This is a genomic window from Massilia sp. LXY-5, from assembly GCF_059801075.1.
Window position 1 is genome coordinate 1,042,411 of sequence record NZ_JBNNEH010000003.1, and the last position, 16,671, is coordinate 1,059,081.

The following is a 16,671-nucleotide window of genomic DNA, read 5'->3' on the forward strand; positions in this document are numbered from 1 at the left end:
CCGCAGGTGAGGCGTGCTTGATTTACGGCTTGTCCGCCCTTAGCTAGGGCCCTTCCCGATCCCTTTCCCCCGGCCCAGACAGGCCGTGGTGAATCTTTGACCTCGCAGGCGCGCACCCGCCTCGACAGGAGAGTTGCTTTATGAAGAACACCGCCAAGACACTGACACTGACAGCAAAGAAAGCGCCGGCCAAGAGCGCCGCAGCGCAGCTGGCGGTGCCTAAAACCGCGACCTCCTACTTCCTCGAAACGGAAGCGGCGGCCAAGGTTACGGTGGTCAAGACGCGTTCGCGCCTGGCGACGCTGAAAGCCCAGGCCGACGAACTGCTCGCGGCCGGCGCCAAAGCGGATGCAGCCACGGCCGAAGCCGAGGTCGAAGTCGTTGCCGTGCCCGCGGCTGCGCCGGTCGTCGAGACCGCCGCCGTCGAAGCGCCTGTCCAGGAAAACGTCGCCGAGGCATTCGAAGCCGAGCCGGCTGTTGCTGCAGCCCCTGCGCCTGCGCCGGTCATCGTGCGCAAGCGCAGCTCGAAGCTGGCCGCCCTGAAGGCCGTCGAAAACGCCCAGGCCGCCGCGCCCGCCGCCGACCTGGCCGAGCCTGAAGCCGCCGTCGAGGAAGCGCCGAAGCTGGCGAAGCCGCGCGTCGCGCGCCGCATCGATCCTGTCGCGACCGTGATCCAGACGGCCGGCAGCTCGGTCAGCAAGACCACCGACGCCGCCACCCTGGCCGCGATCGACACCACCGGCTACCTGCTGCCGCAAGTCAAGGTGCCGGGCCGCCGCGGCCGCAAGCCGAGCGAATTCACGCCCGAGAACGACGAAGTGGCGGCACTCAACGCCGTCGAGCGCGCCGAACTGAAGGCGGTGTCGAAGGCGCGCGAGCGCAAGGCCAAGGGCATGCCGACGCTGGGCACCGAGACCGGCTTCTCGGAAGCGGAACTCGAAAAGCGCCGCACCCAGCTGCGCAACCTGATCAACATGGGCAAGGAGCGCGGCTACCTGACCCATGCGGAGATCAACGACCACCTGCCGGAAAACATCATCGATCCGGAAGCGATCGAAGGCATCATCGCGACCTTCAACGACATGGGCATCGCCGTCTACGAGCGCGCTCCGGAAGCGGAAATGATGCTGCTGTCGGACAACGCCGTGACGCCGACCAGCGAGGACGAAGTCGAGGCCGCCGCCGCGACCGCGCTGTCGACCGTCGATTCCGACTTCGGCCGCACCACCGACCCGGTCCGCATGTACATGCGCGAAATGGGCGCCGTGTCGCTGCTGACGCGCGAAGGCGAGATCGAGATCGCCAAGCGCATCGAGCAGGGCCTGAAGGACATGGTCCAGGCGATCTCGGCCTGCCCGACCACGATTTCGGAAATCATCGCCCTGTCGCACAAGATCGCCGCGGACGAGATGAAGATCGACGAAGTGGTCGATGGTTTCGTCGACCACAACGACAGCGGCACGCCGGCTCCGGCCGCGCCTGCCGTGGCTGCGGCCGCCTCGGATGACGAAGAAGAGGAAGAGGAAGAAGTCGAGGAAGAAGACGGCGACGCCGCGGGCGGCGCGGCCGGTTATTCGACCGAGCAGCTGGCGCAGCTGCGCAAGAGCGCGCTGGAAAAGTTCGCGCTGATCGAACAGCAGTTCGACCGCATGGGCCATGCCTTCAAGACCACCGGTTACGGATCGAGCGCCTACGAAAAGGCGCAGGAAATCATCTCGAACGAGCTGCTGGGCATCCGCTTCACCGCGAAAGTGGTCGAGAAGCTGTGCGACACCCTGCGCCACCAGATGGACGAAGTGCGTGCCATCGAGCGCGCCGTGCTGGACATCTGCGTGAACCGCTGCGGCATGCCGCGCGCCCACTTCATCAAGGTCTTCCCGGGCAACGAAACCGACCTGGCCTGGGGCGACCGCGAAGTCGACTGCGCCTATCCGTACAGCGCCGTGCTGGGCCGTAACCTGCCGGCGATCAAGGAACTGCAGCAGCGCATGATCGACCTGCAGGCCCGCGTCGCGCTGCCGCTGGCGGACCTGCGCAAGATCAACAAGCAGATGGCGGCCGGCGAAAAGCGCGCCCGCACCGCGAAGCGCGAAATGACGGTGGCCAACCTGCGCCTGGTGATCTCGATTGCGAAGAAATACATCAACCGCGGCCTGCAGTTCCTGGATCTGATCCAGGAAGGCAATATCGGCCTGCTGAAGGCGGTGGATAAATTCGAATACCGCCGCGGCTACAAGTTCTCGACCTATGCGACCTGGTGGATTCGCCAGGCGATCACGCGTTCGATCGCGGACATGGCCCGTACCATCCGCGTGCCGGTGCACATGATCGAGACGATCAACAAGATGAACCGCATCTCGCGCCAGATCATGCAGGAAACCGGCAGCGAGCCGGACCTCGCGACCCTGGCCGTGAAGATGGAAATGCCGGAGAACAAGGTTCGCGAGATCATGAAGATCGCGAAAGAGCCGATTTCGATGGAAACCCCGATGGGCGAGGACGGCGATTCGCAGCTGGGCGACTTCATCGAGGACAACACGACCCTGGCCCCGCTGGACGCCGCGCTGCATGCCTCGATGCGCAACGTGATCAAGGAAGTGCTGGACTCGCTGACCCCGCGCGAAGCGAAAGTGCTGCGCATGCGCTACGGCGTCGAGATGTCGAACGACCACACGCTGGAAGAGGTCGGCAAGCAGTTCGACGTGACGCGCGAGCGTATCCGCCAGATCGAAGCCAAGGCGATGAGCAAACTGCGCCAGCCTTCGCGTTCGGACAAGCTGAAGACCTTCTTGCACGACAAATAAGTTGTAGTCTGCTTGACAAGAATGCCGCTCACCGAGCGGCATTTTTTTTGGCGCTGTTCGCGTTAAGTGTGGAATCTTCTTGAACGGCTGAGGTCCAACCCGGACTTCACCCGTGAGGAGGTTCGCATGCAGGCACGCAAGTTCGAGCACTTCCTGAAGAACCTGGCCGCGCTGACCCGGCGCCAGCGCGAACGTTTGCTCGGCCTGCTGCTGCCGACGGTCAAGCGCGATCGGACGGTGGACGTCATCGAGCAGGCGGCAGCACCGCAACTTGCCTGTCCCGGTTGCGGCGCGCAGCAGTTTCACAAGCACGGCCGCGCCAACGGCCTGCAACGCTTTCGTTGCCGCGCTTGCGGACAGACCTGCAACGCGCTCACCGGCACGCCACTGGCGCGCCTGCGCCACAAAGGGCGCTGGCTCGATTACCTGGGCGGCATGCTCGACTCGCACAGTATCCGGCGCAGCGCCGCCCAGCTCGGCGTTGCCGGCGCCACCAGCTTTCGCTGGCGCCACCGTTTTCTCGCGCTCACTCAACACGACCGGCCCCAGCGCCTGGCCGGGATCGCCGAGGCCGACGAGATGTATGTGCTCGAATCACACAAAGGGTCCCGCTCGCTCGATCGACCTCCACGCAAGCGCGGCGGCAAAGCGACAAAACGCGGCATTTCAAAGGAACAGATGTGCATCCTGGTCGCCCGCGACCGGACCGGCCAGACGCTCGACTGGGTCCCCGGCAAGGGGCCGGTGACGCGGGCGCAATTGCACGAACATTTGAAAGTGCGCCTGGAGCCGGACGTGTTGCTGGTGACGGACGCCCATGCGGCCTACCGGCACTTCGCACGCGAAGCCGGGATCACCCACCGAACGGTGAACTTGCAGGCGGGAATCCGGGTGCGCGGCGCGATCCACGTCCAGAACGTGAACGCCTATCACAGCCGCCTGCGCGGCTGGCTGCAGCCGTTTCGCGGGGTTGCCAGCCGTTACCTCGGCAACTACCTCGGCTGGCGCTGGGCGCTCGACGGCGCTCGCGTCAAGACGCCGGAGGCTTTGCTGCGAGCGGCAATCGGCATATTCCACACTTAACGCGAACAGCGCCTTTTTTTTGCCCGAACCTTGCGTAATCGTCCACGTTGCTCATCCAGCCAGACACAATCGCAACAGTTCATTACCACTGTATAAACACTTGTTCGTAAACCCGTTGACGAGCTGGGACCCCCGGGTGAACATGCGCTACGGCAATATTTGTGCCGATTCTCACCAATTCCCACACTCCCATGCTCGCCCACTTCCTCCGCCGTTCGTCGATCAAGACGAAACTCATGCTCAGCATGGCCGCCTGCCTGCTGCTGTTCATTGTCATTTCCGCCACCCTTAGCGTGACCTTGACCGGGCGCAGCCTGAGCGAGCGCGCGGTCACCCAGGAACTGCCGGCCGTGATCGGCGAAATCCGCAACGACATCCTGCGCCAGATCGGCGGTCCCGCCACGGCTTCGCTGGCGGTGGCCCACAACACCTTCCTGCAGGCCTGGGAACGCGACAATCTGGCCGACAGCGGGCTCGATGCCTGGCGCGCCTACGCGGCCCGGATGAAGGACCTGAACAAGGCCATGACCGTGTTCTGGGCTTCGCCGAGCCAGATGAAGTTCATGGACCAGACCGGGCTCTCCTACATGATGGAAAAGGGCAATCCGCGCGACAAGTGGATGGATGAATTCCTCGCCACCGGCAAACCGTATGCCCTGAACCTCGACCCTGATCCGAAGACGGGCGAGATGAAGCTGTTCATCAATGCCCGTGTCGAAGCGGGCGAAGGCAAGCTGGCTGTCGCCGGCCTCGGCCTGTCGGTCAAGGCGATGGCCGACACCGTGCGCGCCCACAAGGTGGGAAAGTCGGGCCACGTGTTCCTGGTGCGCCCGAACGGCACCATCATCCTGCACCGCGAGGCCAAACTGGCCGATGGCGATCACAACATGAAGGAATTGCCGGGGTTTTCGCCGGCCTTGATTGCGACCCTGTTCAACAAGGCGCAGTTCACCCACGCGGCCCACGATTCGCCGCAGGGCAAGCTGATCGTGGCGTCCTCCTACGTGCCGGAACTCGACATGTACGTGATCGCCGAAGTGCCGGAAGACGAAGTGCTGGGCGACCTGGCGCGCTCGGCCATGATCGCGGCCCTGGTAGCCGGCGTGGTCGGCGGCGGCATCGGCCTGTTCGTGATCTTCCTGGTCAGCCGCGCGATCGCCGCGCCGGTCGCGCGCGCCGCCGCCATGCTGGGCGAGATCGCCGACGGCAAGGGCGACCTGACGCGGCGCATGCCGGTCGAGAGCAGCGACGAGGTCGGGGCCCTGGCGGACGCCTTCAACCGCTTCGTCTCTTCGCTGAACCACACGATGAGCGAAGTGCGCCGCAGCACGCATGCGATTGCCGGCGCATCGAGTGAAATCGCGGCCGGCAACATGAACCTGTCGAGCCGCACCGAAGCCCAGGCCTCGAGCCTCGAAGAGACGGCGGCCGCGATGGAAGAACTGACCTCCACGGTGCGCCAGAATGCCGACAACGCGCGCCAGGCCAACACCCTGGTGGAGTCGGCCAGCGACCAGGCCCAGAAGGGCGGCCAGGTGGTGGGCGAAGTCGTGGCCACCATGGGCTCGATCACCCAGAGTTCGCGCAAGATTGCCGACATCATCGGCGTGATCGACGGCATCGCCTTCCAGACCAATATCCTGGCCCTGAACGCCGCCGTGGAGGCGGCGCGCGCCGGCGAACAGGGCCGCGGCTTCGCGGTCGTCGCCAGCGAGGTCCGCAACCTGGCCCAGCGCTCGGCCGCCGCCGCGAAGGAAATCAAGGGCCTGATCCAGGATTCCGTCGACAAGGTGGAGGCCGGCGCACGCCTGGTCGATACGGCCGGCGCGACCATGGACGGCATCGTGCAGGCGGTGGGCCGCGTGGCCGGCCTGATGCGCGAGATCGATGCCGCCAGTACCGAGCAGAGCCAGGGCATCGGCCAGGTCAACCAAGCGATCGCGACCATGGACGACGCGACCCAGCAGAACGCTGCCCTCGTCGAGGAAGCGGCGGCCGCCGCCGGCGCCCTCGAAGAACAGACCGCGACCCTGGCGCAGGTGGTCGGCGTGTTCAAGCTCGAAGAGGCGCGCGAAGCTGCTGCGCTGCCGGCACCGGGCCACGCCCTACTGCCGGCATGAGCCCAATCGGGCGGGGCTGCTGAGCCGGCAGCGGTAAAATCGGGTCATCCGGCGGCTGGAGCCGCCGCCTGACCGAGCCCAAGGAGCCGCGCATGTCCCGAATCTTCGCATCCCGCCTGTCCCACGTATCCCTTGTCCTGCTGGCGGCGGCCTGGCTTCCGGTCCAGGCCCAGGAACAGTCGAAACAGGACGAGCCGATCAATGCCGACCGGCCCGATTTCGTCGAGTCCAGCGAGACCGTCGGCAAAGGCCGCTTCCAGGTCGAGACCAGTTTCCTCGTCGAGCGCGAGCGCAGTGCCGAAGAGCGCCAGCGGACCTATTCGATGCCGTCCATGCTGCGCTTCGGCCTGAACGACGCGCTCGAACTGCGCATCGAGAGCGACGGGCGCACCGTGCAGCACACCCGGGACAAGGCAAGCGGCGAGCGCAGCACGCTGGCCGGCTATGCCGATACCGCGGTCGGCTTCCTGTGGCATGCGCAGGACGGCGAGGGCATGCGGCCCTCGGTCGGTGTGGTCGTCGACGCCGAACTGCCGACCGGATCGCGCGGCCTGCGCGGCGTCGGCGTACGGCCGTCGCTGCGCGTGGTCGGCGAATGGGATTTGCCGGGCGAGATGCAGCTCGGCGTCATGCCGGGGATTGCCGTCGAGCGCCAGGAAGACACGGGGCGCTACACCTACGGTTTGCTCGGCGTCGTCCTCGAAAAATCCTTCAACCGGCGCCTGCGCGGCCTCGTCGAAGTCGCCATGCCGCAAATCGCGAGCAGCCGCCACGGCGGCACGCAAGCCAGTTTCGACGTCGGCGCCGCCTGGCTGCTGTCGAACGACGTCCAGATCGACACCATGTTCTCGCGCGGCCTGAACCACCGCACGCCGTATGCGAGCTGGACGGTAGGATTGTCTTTCCGGCTCTGAGTTTGCTCCAGGGGCATGCCGGCCTCATGCTTTCAAGTTATGCGACACGCACCCAATTTCATTGGTTGGCGTGATTTCGCACGCGTAATCTGTTGAGCGGATGGCAACACTGTGACGCGTGGAGAGGCGTCATGGGACCGCCACCGGCGCATTGTCAAATGCGTCCATTTAACCCTCGCAAAAAACAGAACATGAAAAAACTTTTGCTTGCCGCGGCAGCCACTCTGCTGGCCGCGTCCCTGGCGCACGCCGATACGGCCAACCTGTCGCCGAAACGCGAACTGCGCGGCGTATGGATCAGTACCCACCTGAGCCTGGACTGGCCGAACCGTACCCAGACCCCGGACCAGCAGCGCGCGGCCCTGGCCGCCATCCTCGACCACAACCTGGCGACAGGCATGAACGCGGCCTTCCTGCAGGTGCGCAGCCAGTCCGACGCCATGTATCCGAGCGAACTCGAACCCTGGTCCTACTATCTGACCAACAACCAGGGCAGTGCGCCGGCTCCGAGCTGGGACCCGCTGCAGTTCGCGATCGCCGAATCGAGAAAGCGCGGCCTCGAATTCCACGCCTGGATCAATCCCTACCGCGCGGTGGCGAACACGGCGACCGAATCGAATACTGCGCAGTACGCGGCGAACCACGTCTCGCGCACGCATCCCGAGTGGATGCTGACGGTCGGCACGGTGAAAATCCTGAACCCGGGCCTGGCGGCGGTGCGCGAGCACGTGACGAAGGTGATCATGGACATCGTCGAGCGCTACGATGTCGACGGCATCCATTTCGACGATTATTTCTACCCGGCCGGCACCATCAACGACGACGCGGCCTATGCGGCCGACCCGCGCGGCTTTCCCGCCACCGCCGCCGGCCGTGCCGACTGGCGCCGCGACAACATCAACCTCCTGATTGCCGGCGTCGGCGAGCGCATCCGCGCCGCCAAACCCTGGGTCAAGTTCGGCGTGTCGCCCTCGGGCATCTACCGCAGCAGCACGGATCCGGCACTCGGTTCGCCGACGTCAAGCGGCGCGTCCCAGCACTTCGTGACCAATTTCGCCGACACCCGCAGCTGGCTGCGCGAAGGCTGGGTGGACTACCTGGCGCCCCAGGTCTACTGGTACATGGGACAGGCGGGCTCGGACTACAAGCTGCTGGTCCCCTGGTGGAACGAGAACGCCTACGGCCGCCACATGTACATCGGGATCGCCGACTACAAGATGGGCACCGTCGGCTGGACGGACCCGAAACAGGTCGCCAACCAGATCGCGTTGAATCGCGCACAAACCCATATCGCCGGCCAGATCCACTTCCGCCACGCCTTCCTGCAAGCGAACCCGCTGGGCTATCGCACGGACCTGCAGCAGAACGTCTACAAGCGCCCGGCCCTGGTGCCCGCGATGCCGTGGAAGGGCTCCGTCGCGCCGCTCGCGCCTTCCGGCCTGGCGGCGACCCAGGGCGAGAGCGCGCTCGTGCTGAGCTGGACCGGCAGCGACGCACGCGACGAGCTGGAAAAGGTGCGCCAGTTCGCGGTCTACCGTTCGGCCGAACGCACGATCGACATCGAGGCGCCGCAGAACCTGATCGGCGTGACGCGCGATGCGAGCAACGCCTTCGCCGACACGAAGGTCGAGGCGGGCAAGTATTACTATTACACGGTCACGGCACTGAACCGCCTGAGCCAGGAGAGCGCGCCATCGAACGTGGTCAGCAACGACTTCGAAGCGCCGACCGTGCGCACGCGCGACGTGTCGGTGACGCTGGCGAACGGCGCGGCCAGCCTGCAGCCTGCCGACATCGACGGCGGCACGGGCGACAACTGGGGGATCGAGTCGCTGAGCGCGTCGCAAACCAGTTTCAGCTGCGGCGACATCGGCGTGCGCAAGGTGGTGCTGAGCGCCATCGACAAGGCTGCATTGAGCGCCTCGGGCGAAGCCACGGTGACCGTGATCGGACGCGTGCCGCAGCCGGCAGTCGCTGCGAGCGTGAATGCCATCACGCTGGGGTATGGCGCGCAGAGTGTGGTGCTGACGGCGAGCGATGCGGGCGCCGGCACCGGCTTTGCGTGGACGCCGGCCGCGGGCCTGGCGGTAAACGGCGCGACGGCGACGTTTACGCCGACTGCGGCAGGCAGCTATACGTTCACCGTGCAGGCTTTCAGTGAAAACGGTTGTCCGGCCGTGGCCAGCGTGACGGTCCCCGTGATCGACGCGCGCTGCGGCGACGGCAAAGTGGCGGTGTGCCACAAGCCCGGGCAGGGCAGTGCCGGCACCATCTGCGTGGCGCCGGGCGCGGTGCAGGCCTTCATTGCCAAGGGTGAGACGCCGGGCGCTTGCCAGTAAGGCGCAGGCCCGACGGGTCGCGTCATCCGCCCTGCGGCGGATGACGTGATCGTTCCAGCATCACCCCGTGTTGCGCAGTCCCGCCGCCACGCCATTGATCGACAAATGAATCCCCCGATGCACGCGCGGATCCATCTCGCCGCCCTCGCTTGCCGTGCGCGACATCGCGCGGTGGCGGTGAATCAGTTCGACCTGCAGGTGGTTCAGCGGGTCGAGGTAGGCGAAGCGGTTCTGGATCGAGCGCGCCAGCAGCGGGTTGGCCGCCAGGCGCTCCTTGGCGCCGGTCACCGCCTCCAGCTGGCGCAAGGTCTCGCCGTGTTCGGCGGCGATGCGCTTGAAGATCCGTTCGCGCAGCGCCACGTCCGGCACCAGCCCGGCATAGCGCGAGGCGATCGCAAGGTCGGTCTTGGCCAGCACCATGTCCATGTTCGACAGCAGGGTGGCGAAGAAAGGCCATTCGGCGAACATCGCTTGCAGCGTTTTCAGGCGCTCGCCGCCCGTATCTTCACTCAACCAGCCCGATACCGCCGAGCCGAAGCCGTACCAGCCCGGCAGCAGCAGGCGGCACTGGCCCCAGGAAAAGCCCCAGGGAATCGCGCGCAGGTCTTCGATGCGGCGCGTCTTCTTGCGCGAGGCCGGACGTGAGCCGAGGTTCAGTTCGGCGATCTCGGCGATCGGGGTCGCGGCAAAAAAGTAATCCGTGAAGCCCGGCGTCTCGTAGACCAGGTCGCGGTAGGCCGTGTAGGCGCGCTGCGACAGCTCGGCCATCACGCCTTCGAAGACGGCCAGGCGCTCGGCCTTGTCGCCTTCGAGCTCGTGCGGCATCAGGCTCGCTTCCAGGGTCGCCGCGACCAGCAGTTCCAGGTTGCGCCGGCCGATTTCCGGATTCGAGAATTTGGAGGCGATGATCTCGCCCTGTTCGGTCAGGCGGATCTGGCCGTTCACCGTGCCCGGCGGCTGCGCCAGGATCGCCTGGTAGCTCGGGCCGCCGCCGCGGCCGACGGTGCCGCCGCGGCCGTGGAACAGGCGCAGCTTGACGCCGGCGCGCTCGAACACTTCGACCAGTTTCAGTTCGGCCTGGTAGAGCTCCCAGTTCGAGGTGAGGAAGCCGCCGTCCTTGTTCGAATCCGAATAGCCGAGCATGACTTCCTGCAGCCGGCCCTGGTTGTGGACGATGCGCGTCACCGGTCCAAGGCCCATCCAGGCTTCCATGATCTCGCCCGCGCGCTGGAGGTCGGGAATGGTCTCGAACAGCGGGATCACCATCACGTCCGAAACGCCCGCCGACGGACGCACCAGGCCCGCTTCCTTCAGCAGCAGCAGCACTTCCAGCAGGTCGGACACGGCCTCGGTGTGCGAGATGATGTAGTTGCGGATCGCGCGCGCGCCGTAGCGCTGGCGGATTTCGCGCGCCGCGCGCACGATCGCCAGTTCCGATTGCGTCTCGTCGGTGTAGGCTTCGTACGGCGAGTAAAGGAGGCGCGGCTGGGCGAGTTCCAGCAGCAGCAGCTTGACCTTGTCGTCTTCCGAGAGGGCCGCGTAGTCGGCTTCGACCTTCGCCTTTTCGAAGAGCTCGGCCAGCACGCGCTCGTGCACGTCCGAGGTCTGGCGCATGTCGAGCGAGGCCAGGTGAAAGCCGAAGATGTGGGCGGCGCGCATCAGGCCCGCCAGGCGCGGCGCGACCAGCATGGCGCCGTGGTTGAGCTTGAGCGATTCGGCGATGGTCCCGAGGTCGGCCGCGAATTCGGCGGCGTCGGCATACGGCTCGGCGTGGCCGACTTCCTTGCGCAGGATGTTGGTGGCGCCGAGCTCGCGCGCGCTGGCGGCCAGGCGCGCATACATGCCGATCAGGGCGCGGCGATAAGGCTCGTCGGCGCGGTGCTCGGACTGGTCGGTCGAGCGTTCGGCCAGGGCCTGCATGGCGGGCGTGACGTCGACCATCAGCGTGGAGGTCGACAGCTCGGCGCCCAGCGTATGCACTTCGTCGAGGTAGTAGTCGAGGATGGTGGTGGCGTGCCGCATCGTCGCGTGGCGCATGGTGTCGGCGTTCACGTTCGGATTGCCGTCGCGGTCGCCGCCGATCCAGCTGCCCATCTGCAGGTAGGCCGCGTCGTCGATCTGCGGCGCGCTGCCGTGGTACTGCGCGCCGATCTCGTCCTCGATGTCGTCGTACAGCGAGGGCAGTTCGCGGAGAAAAGTGATGCGGTAGTAGGAGAGGGCGTTCTCGATCTCGTCGGCCACCGTCAGCTTGGTGTAGCGCAGCATGCGCGTCTGCCACAGGGTGGCGATGCGCGCCTGCAGCAGCTGCAGGTTGCGCACCTGTTCCTTGGGCGTGAGCGGAGAATCGCGTTCGGCCAGCAGGCGCGCGATGTCGTGCTCGGCGTCGAGGATGGATTTGCGCTGCACCTCGGTCGGGTGGGCGGTGAGCACCGGCGCGATCAGGGCATTGCGCAGGAAAGTCTCGACCGTCTTCTGGTCGACGCCGGCGCCGCGCAGCTTGCCCAGCGCGTGGCCGACACTGCCTTCGCGCGGACGCGAGCCCGCCAGCAAATGGGCGCGGCGACGGCGGTTGTGGTGCTGGTCCTCGGCGATGTTCGCCAGGTGCGAGAAATACGAGAAGGCGCGCACCACCGAGATGGTCTGGTTGCGCGTCAGCCGGTGCAGCAGCGTGGTCAGCTCTTCGCCCGCTTCGCGGTCGGCGTCGCGGCGGAAGCGCACGGCGGTCTGGCGGATGGTCTCGACGACGTCGAACACGGCGTCGCCCTCCTGGTCGCGCAGCACGTCGCCGAGCAGGCGGCCGAGCAGGCGGATGTCTTCTTTCAGCGGGGCGTCCTTGTCGACGCTGGCATTCGTTTCGGGTGCGACGGGTTTATCCATATTAGCCACTAATCTCGATTGTCAGGTACACCAGGCGGCATGGCGATCGGCCATGTTGTAGGGGAGGCCGCATGCTAAAATTTGTGATCTTATGCAAGAAGCGTTACTGGGTTGGCCCGGTCGGCGCAACGACAGTGAAAGAATCCGTTTTGAAAGCAAAGACATGACGCAGCCAGCAGTACGCTTGCCATCACAGCTGATCATCGCCTCGCGCGAGAGCCGCCTCGCCATGTGGCAGGCCGAGCACGTGCGCGATCGTCTCGCCGCATTATATCCAGATTGCCAAATCAGCATCCTCGGTATGACGACGCGTGGCGACCAGATCCTCGACCGCACGCTCTCGAAGGTCGGCGGCAAGGGCCTGTTCGTCAAGGAACTCGAAGTCGCGATGGCCGAAGGCCGCGCCGACCTGGCCGTGCATTCGCTGAAGGACGTGCCGATGGACCTGCCGGAAGGTTTCGAGCTGGCCGCCGTGCTCGAGCGCGAAGACCCGCGCGACGCCTTTGTCTCGAACGACTACGCCAGCCTCGACGAACTCCCGGCCGGCGCCGTCGTGGGAACGAGCAGCCTGCGCCGCCAGGCCCTGGTCGCCGCGCGCTACCCGCAGCTCGTCATCAAGCCGCTGCGCGGCAACCTCGATACCCGCCTTGGAAAACTCGACCGCGGCGAATACGCGGCCATCATCCTCGCCGCCGCCGGCTTGATCCGCCTCGGGCTGCCGCAGCGCATCCGCAGCGTGCTGGCGCCCGAACTGAGCCTGCCGGCCGCGGGCCAGGGCGCGATGGCGATCGAGATCGCGAGCGGCGCCCGCTCGGACGAGGTCGACCTGCAAGCCATCCTTGCGCCGCTGAACCACATCGATACGCGCCATGCCGTGCTGGCCGAGCGCAAAGTTTCGAAAATCTTCGGCGGCAGCTGCCAGATTCCGCTGGCGGCGCACGCGACCGTCGACGGTGGCAGCATGCACCTGCGCGCGATGGTGGCGACACCGGACGGCACGCGCAGCGCCTTTGCCGAGCTGACGGGGCCGGCGGACCAGCCGGAACTGCTGGGAGAGCAGGTGTCCGCGCTGCTGGAGCGGCAGGACGCGCAGGCGATCCTGGCCGTCTGCCGCCAGGACGCCGCGCTCGATGCCTGAGCTTTGCCTTTCACGCTGATGCCCGGGTCCGTCGTCATCACCCGTCCCCGTGCCCAGGCCGACGGCCTGGCGCGGGCAGTCGCCGCGCTCGGCCGCACGCCGGTCGTGCTGCCGCTGCTGGAGATTGCGCCGCTGGCCGACCAGTCACAGCTGGCCGCGACGCTGGCCGGCCTGGAAGCGTATGCCTTGGCCGCCTTCGTGTCGCCGAATGCGATCGACGCGGCGTTTGCGCACATTGGCCAGTGGCCGCGCCAGGTGGCGCTGGCCGTGCTGGGCGAGGGCAGCCGCGCCGCGCTGGCCCGGCATGGACTCGACAGCACAAACGCCACCATCCTCGGCCCGCTCGACCCGACGCGCAGCGATTCCGAGAACCTGCTGGCCTCGCTCGACCTGGCTGCCCTGGCCGGCAAGCGGGTCCTGATCGTGCGCGGCGAGTCCGGGCGCGAATTGATGGCCGACGGGTTTCGCGCCGCCGGCGCCGAGGTGACGGTCGTGCCGGCCTATCGGCGCAGCAGCCCGGCCTTGAGCCCGAAACTCGGCGCGACCTTGTGTAGCTTGCTGGACACACAGAACGACTGGATAATCACGAGCTCGGAAGCGCTGCGGGGGCTGTTCGACCTGCTGCGCCAGCTTGGCGATGCTCGAGTAGACCAGATGCAACAGCAGCACGTCATCGTGCCGCACGCCCGGATCGCCGCTACCGCGCAGGCACTCGGGCTGGCGCGGGTGACGCTTACCGGCTCGGGCGACGAGCGATTGCTTGCCGCGTTACAATCTCAAAAATGAACGAACTGCCGAACAATCCAGAGCTGCCACCGACGCAGCCGCCCGCCACCCACCCTGCCGAGCTCGCTGCAACTGCATCGGCCTCTGCCGCCCCGGGCCCCGAATCGTATCGTCCGCGCGCCCCCGAGCGCCGGGCAGGGCCGGGCATGGGCGAACAGCTCACGCGCCCCCTGCCGCTGGCCGTGATGGCGCTGGCCCTGCTGCTGGCGGCGCAAACCTGGTCGAGCCACAGCCGCATCAACACGCTGCGCCAGGAAATGGCGCGCAGCCTGCAAAAGGGCAATGAAACCGCGTCGCAGACCGCATCCCTGGCGCGCGACATCGCCGAGCAGTCGAAGGCGCTGCAGCTGAAAGTCGGCGTGCTGGAAAGCCGCCAGCTCGAGAACCAGAGCCAGCAGCTGGCACTGGAACAGCTGTATGCCGACCTGTCGAAGAGCCGCGACGAGTGGGCGCTGTCGGAAGTCGAGCAGGTGCTGTCGACCGCCAGCCAGCAGCTGCAGCTGGCCGGCAACGTGCAGGGCGCCCTGATCGCGCTGCAGAACGCCGACCGCTCGCTGGCACGCTCCGACAAGCCGCAATTCATCGCCGTGCGCCGCGCCATTGCGGGCGACATGGAAAAACTGAAGGCGACGCCGGCCGTTGACCTGGCCGGCGTGGCCGTGCGCCTCGACAGCGTGATCGCCCAGGTGGACACGCTGCCCCTGCTGTCGGACGAAAAACCGCTGTTGCCGGCGGCGCCAGTGCGCAGCCAGCGCGCACAAATGGAGATGAAGCGGGACACGCAACGGCGTGGGGCGCCTGCCGCGCCCGCGGTTCCCCTCGGCATCGGCGAGCGCATGGTCGCCACCTGGCGAAACTGGAGCGAGGAGATGTGGGACGACGTGCGCCAGCTGATCCGGGTACGCAGCGTCAACACGCCGGAAGCGCTGATGCTCTCGCCCGACCAGAATTATTTCGTGCGCGAGAACCTCAAACTGCGCCTGCTGAACGCGCGCCTGGCCCTGCTGTCGCGCGACGAGACGACCTTCGCCAGCGACCTGACTGCGGCCCAGGAAACGCTGGACAAGTATTTCGACACGCGCGCCCGCACCACGCAGCAGGCCCAGTCGGCGCTGCGCCAGGTGCAGGCGAACAACCTCGCGATCGACATGCCGACGCTGGCCGACAGCCTGAACGCCGTGCGCAACTACAAGAAGCCCTGAATAATTTATGCGTCTACTTCTCTGGTTAGTCGCCCTGATGGCCGCGGCCATCGGCATCGCTGTGACGGCGCGTTTCAATCCGGGCAATGTGGTGTTCTTCTATCCGCCGCACCGCATCGACATGTCGCTGAACCTGTTCGTGGTGCTGCTGGCGCTGCTGTTCCTGATCCTGTACGGCGTGGCGCGCGCGGTGAATGCGACCCTGCGCATGCCCGAGCGCGTGGCCGCCTACCGCCAGCGCAAGCGTGAGCGCGAAGGCAACAAGGGCCTGCGGGACGCCTTGAAAGCCCTGTTCGAAGGCCGCTTCGGCCATGCCGAAAAGGCCGCGATGCGCGCCGCCGAACTGCCCGAGAACGCGGGACTTGCGTCCCTGATCGGCGCCCGCGCCGCGCACCGCATGCGCGAACCGGCCCGGCGCGACGCCTGGCTGGCCGGCGTCGCCCACGACAACGCCCTGAAAACGGCGCGCCTGATGACGATCATCGAACTGCTGGTCGACGACCACCAGCCTGAAGAGGCCCTGGCGGCGGTCGCCGAACTGAACGCCAGCGGCCAGCGCCACATCCACGCGCTGCAGTGGTCGATGAAGGCCAACCAGCAGGCCCGCAACTGGCCGGAAGTGCTGCGCCTGGTGCGCATCCTGGACAAGCGAAAGGCGCTGCATCCGGCACTCGCCGCGCGCCTGCGCGAGCTGGCCTATGAGGCGCTGCTGTCGGAAGAAGGACGCGATCCGGAAGCGATCCGCCGCGTCTGGGCCGGCGTACCCGCCAGCGACCGCACCAAGCCCTACATCGCGGCGCGGGCCGCCGGCGCCTTCAACGCCAGCGGCCTGCACGATGAAGCGCGCGTGATCGCCGAAGACGCCCTGAAGGCAGGCTGGGACGAGCGCGTCGTGCGCGCCTACCGCGACGCCGCCGGACCGGCCGGTTCGCCGGCCCTGCTGGCCCAGATCGAACATTGCGAAGCCTGGCTGCGCGAGCGCCCGAACGACCCGGAACTGGCGCTCACGCTCGGTTCCCTCTGCCTGCGCCAGAAACTCTGGGGCAAGGCCCAGCGCTACCTGGAGCAGGCGCTGTCGGACGCGACCCAGTCGAGCATGGTGCGCGACATTCACCTGAAGCTGGCGCAGCTGCACGAGGCGCTGGGGCAGGAGGAGCCGGCGGCGAATCATTATCGGCAGAGTGCGCTGGCTACGATGCTTTAAAAGCGGGATCTCGTCGAGGGCGTCAACGCGATGCGTGTCGACGTGCATGCCATGTAACGCCATTCGAACGGTCGAGGCGCCTCGACTGGACTCGCCGCACACAAGCACCGATCGATCCGCACGGCAAGCTGCTGCACCGCACAAGCTCATGCCTATTCGATATAATGCTCCCCTTTATTGAATCTTCAGCAACCAAGGACCAAC

At 66.6% G+C, this 16,671-nt stretch carries 10 protein-coding genes; 9 read left to right on the plus strand and 1 reads right to left on the minus strand.

What is annotated here, in order from left to right; all coding sequences use genetic code 11:
• Positions 1-140 precede the first annotated feature (140 nt).
• From rpoD to ACI48I_RS13695, 5 genes are all read left to right on the plus strand, one after another.
• On the plus strand, positions 141-2,804 hold the full coding sequence (gene rpoD / locus ACI48I_RS13675) for an RNA polymerase sigma factor RpoD (RefSeq protein ID WP_498574473.1): 2,664 nt from the start codon (positions 141-143) through the stop codon (positions 2,802-2,804).
• Between the two features lie 126 nt (positions 2,805-2,930).
• The gene (locus tag ACI48I_RS13680; RefSeq protein WP_498574474.1) at positions 2,931-3,887 is read left to right on the plus strand and encodes an IS1595 family transposase; all 957 of its coding nucleotides are present in this window, start codon (positions 2,931-2,933) and stop codon (positions 3,885-3,887) included.
• Between the two features lie 236 nt (positions 3,888-4,123).
• On the plus strand, positions 4,124-6,007 hold the full coding sequence (locus ACI48I_RS13685; RefSeq protein ID WP_498574475.1) for a methyl-accepting chemotaxis protein: 1,884 nt from the start codon (positions 4,124-4,126) through the stop codon (positions 6,005-6,007).
• A gap of 92 nt (positions 6,008-6,099) precedes the next feature.
• Positions 6,100-6,921, plus strand: coding sequence for a transporter (locus tag ACI48I_RS13690; RefSeq protein ID WP_193686396.1), 822 nt, complete (start codon positions 6,100-6,102; stop codon positions 6,919-6,921).
• A gap of 191 nt (positions 6,922-7,112) precedes the next feature.
• Complete coding sequence (locus tag ACI48I_RS13695) at positions 7,113-9,260, plus strand: family 10 glycosylhydrolase (protein ID WP_498574476.1); 2,148 nt, start codon at positions 7,113-7,115, stop codon at positions 9,258-9,260.
• A gap of 60 nt (positions 9,261-9,320) precedes the next feature.
• Here the strand turns inward: ACI48I_RS13695 and ppc are convergent, their stop codons facing one another.
• Positions 9,321-12,137 carry a phosphoenolpyruvate carboxylase gene (gene ppc / locus ACI48I_RS13700; RefSeq protein ID WP_498574477.1) on the minus strand — a complete coding sequence of 939 codons (2,817 nt, stop codon included), beginning with the start codon at positions 12,135-12,137 and terminating at the stop codon, positions 9,321-9,323.
• 163 nt (positions 12,138-12,300) lie between these two features.
• Here ppc and hemC point away from each other — a divergent pair, with 163 nt between their 5' ends.
• From hemC to ACI48I_RS13720, 4 genes are read left to right on the plus strand one after another with little or no spacing between them, the layout of a single operon-like run.
• Entirely contained in the window at positions 12,301-13,275 is a 975-nt protein-coding gene (gene hemC, locus ACI48I_RS13705) for a hydroxymethylbilane synthase (protein ID WP_193686393.1), read from the plus strand.
• A gap of 18 nt (positions 13,276-13,293) precedes the next feature.
• Positions 13,294-14,061 carry a uroporphyrinogen-III synthase gene (locus ACI48I_RS13710; protein WP_193686392.1) on the plus strand — a complete coding sequence of 256 codons (768 nt, stop codon included), beginning with the start codon at positions 13,294-13,296 and terminating at the stop codon, positions 14,059-14,061.
• Positions 14,058-15,263, plus strand: a complete 1,206-nt coding sequence (locus ACI48I_RS13715) for a uroporphyrinogen-III C-methyltransferase (protein WP_498574478.1) — start codon at positions 14,058-14,060, stop codon at positions 15,261-15,263. Before ACI48I_RS13710 ends, ACI48I_RS13715 begins: the two co-directional genes overlap by 4 nt.
• 7 nt (positions 15,264-15,270) lie before the next feature.
• Positions 15,271-16,467: a heme biosynthesis protein HemY gene (locus ACI48I_RS13720; RefSeq protein ID WP_498574479.1), complete on the plus strand. Its 1,197-nt coding sequence runs from the start codon at positions 15,271-15,273 to the stop codon at positions 16,465-16,467.
• The last annotated feature ends 204 nt before the right edge of the window (positions 16,468-16,671 follow it).

Bases quoted from the DNA above. Each gene is read 5' to 3' on its own strand.
- ACI48I_RS13715 (WP_498574478.1), top strand. From the start codon at position 14,058: ATGAACGAACTGCCGAACAATCCAGAGCTGCCACCGACGCAGCCGCCC.
- ACI48I_RS13680 (WP_498574474.1), top strand. From the start codon at position 2,931: ATGCAGGCACGCAAGTTCGAGCACTTCCTGAAGAACCTGGCCGCGCTG.
- ACI48I_RS13710 (WP_193686392.1), top strand. From the start codon at position 13,294: ATGCCCGGGTCCGTCGTCATCACCCGTCCCCGTGCCCAGGCCGACGGC.
- ACI48I_RS13685 (WP_498574475.1), top strand. From the start codon at position 4,124: ATGCTCAGCATGGCCGCCTGCCTGCTGCTGTTCATTGTCATTTCCGCC.
- ACI48I_RS13720 (WP_498574479.1), top strand. From the start codon at position 15,271: ATGCGTCTACTTCTCTGGTTAGTCGCCCTGATGGCCGCGGCCATCGGC.
- ACI48I_RS13695 (WP_498574476.1), top strand. From the start codon at position 7,113: ATGAAAAAACTTTTGCTTGCCGCGGCAGCCACTCTGCTGGCCGCGTCC.
- rpoD (WP_498574473.1), top strand. From the start codon at position 141: ATGAAGAACACCGCCAAGACACTGACACTGACAGCAAAGAAAGCGCCG.
- ACI48I_RS13690 (WP_193686396.1), top strand. From the start codon at position 6,100: ATGTCCCGAATCTTCGCATCCCGCCTGTCCCACGTATCCCTTGTCCTG.
- hemC (WP_193686393.1), top strand. From the start codon at position 12,301: ATGACGCAGCCAGCAGTACGCTTGCCATCACAGCTGATCATCGCCTCG.
- ppc (WP_498574477.1), bottom strand. From the start codon at position 12,137: ATGGATAAACCCGTCGCACCCGAAACGAATGCCAGCGTCGACAAGGAC.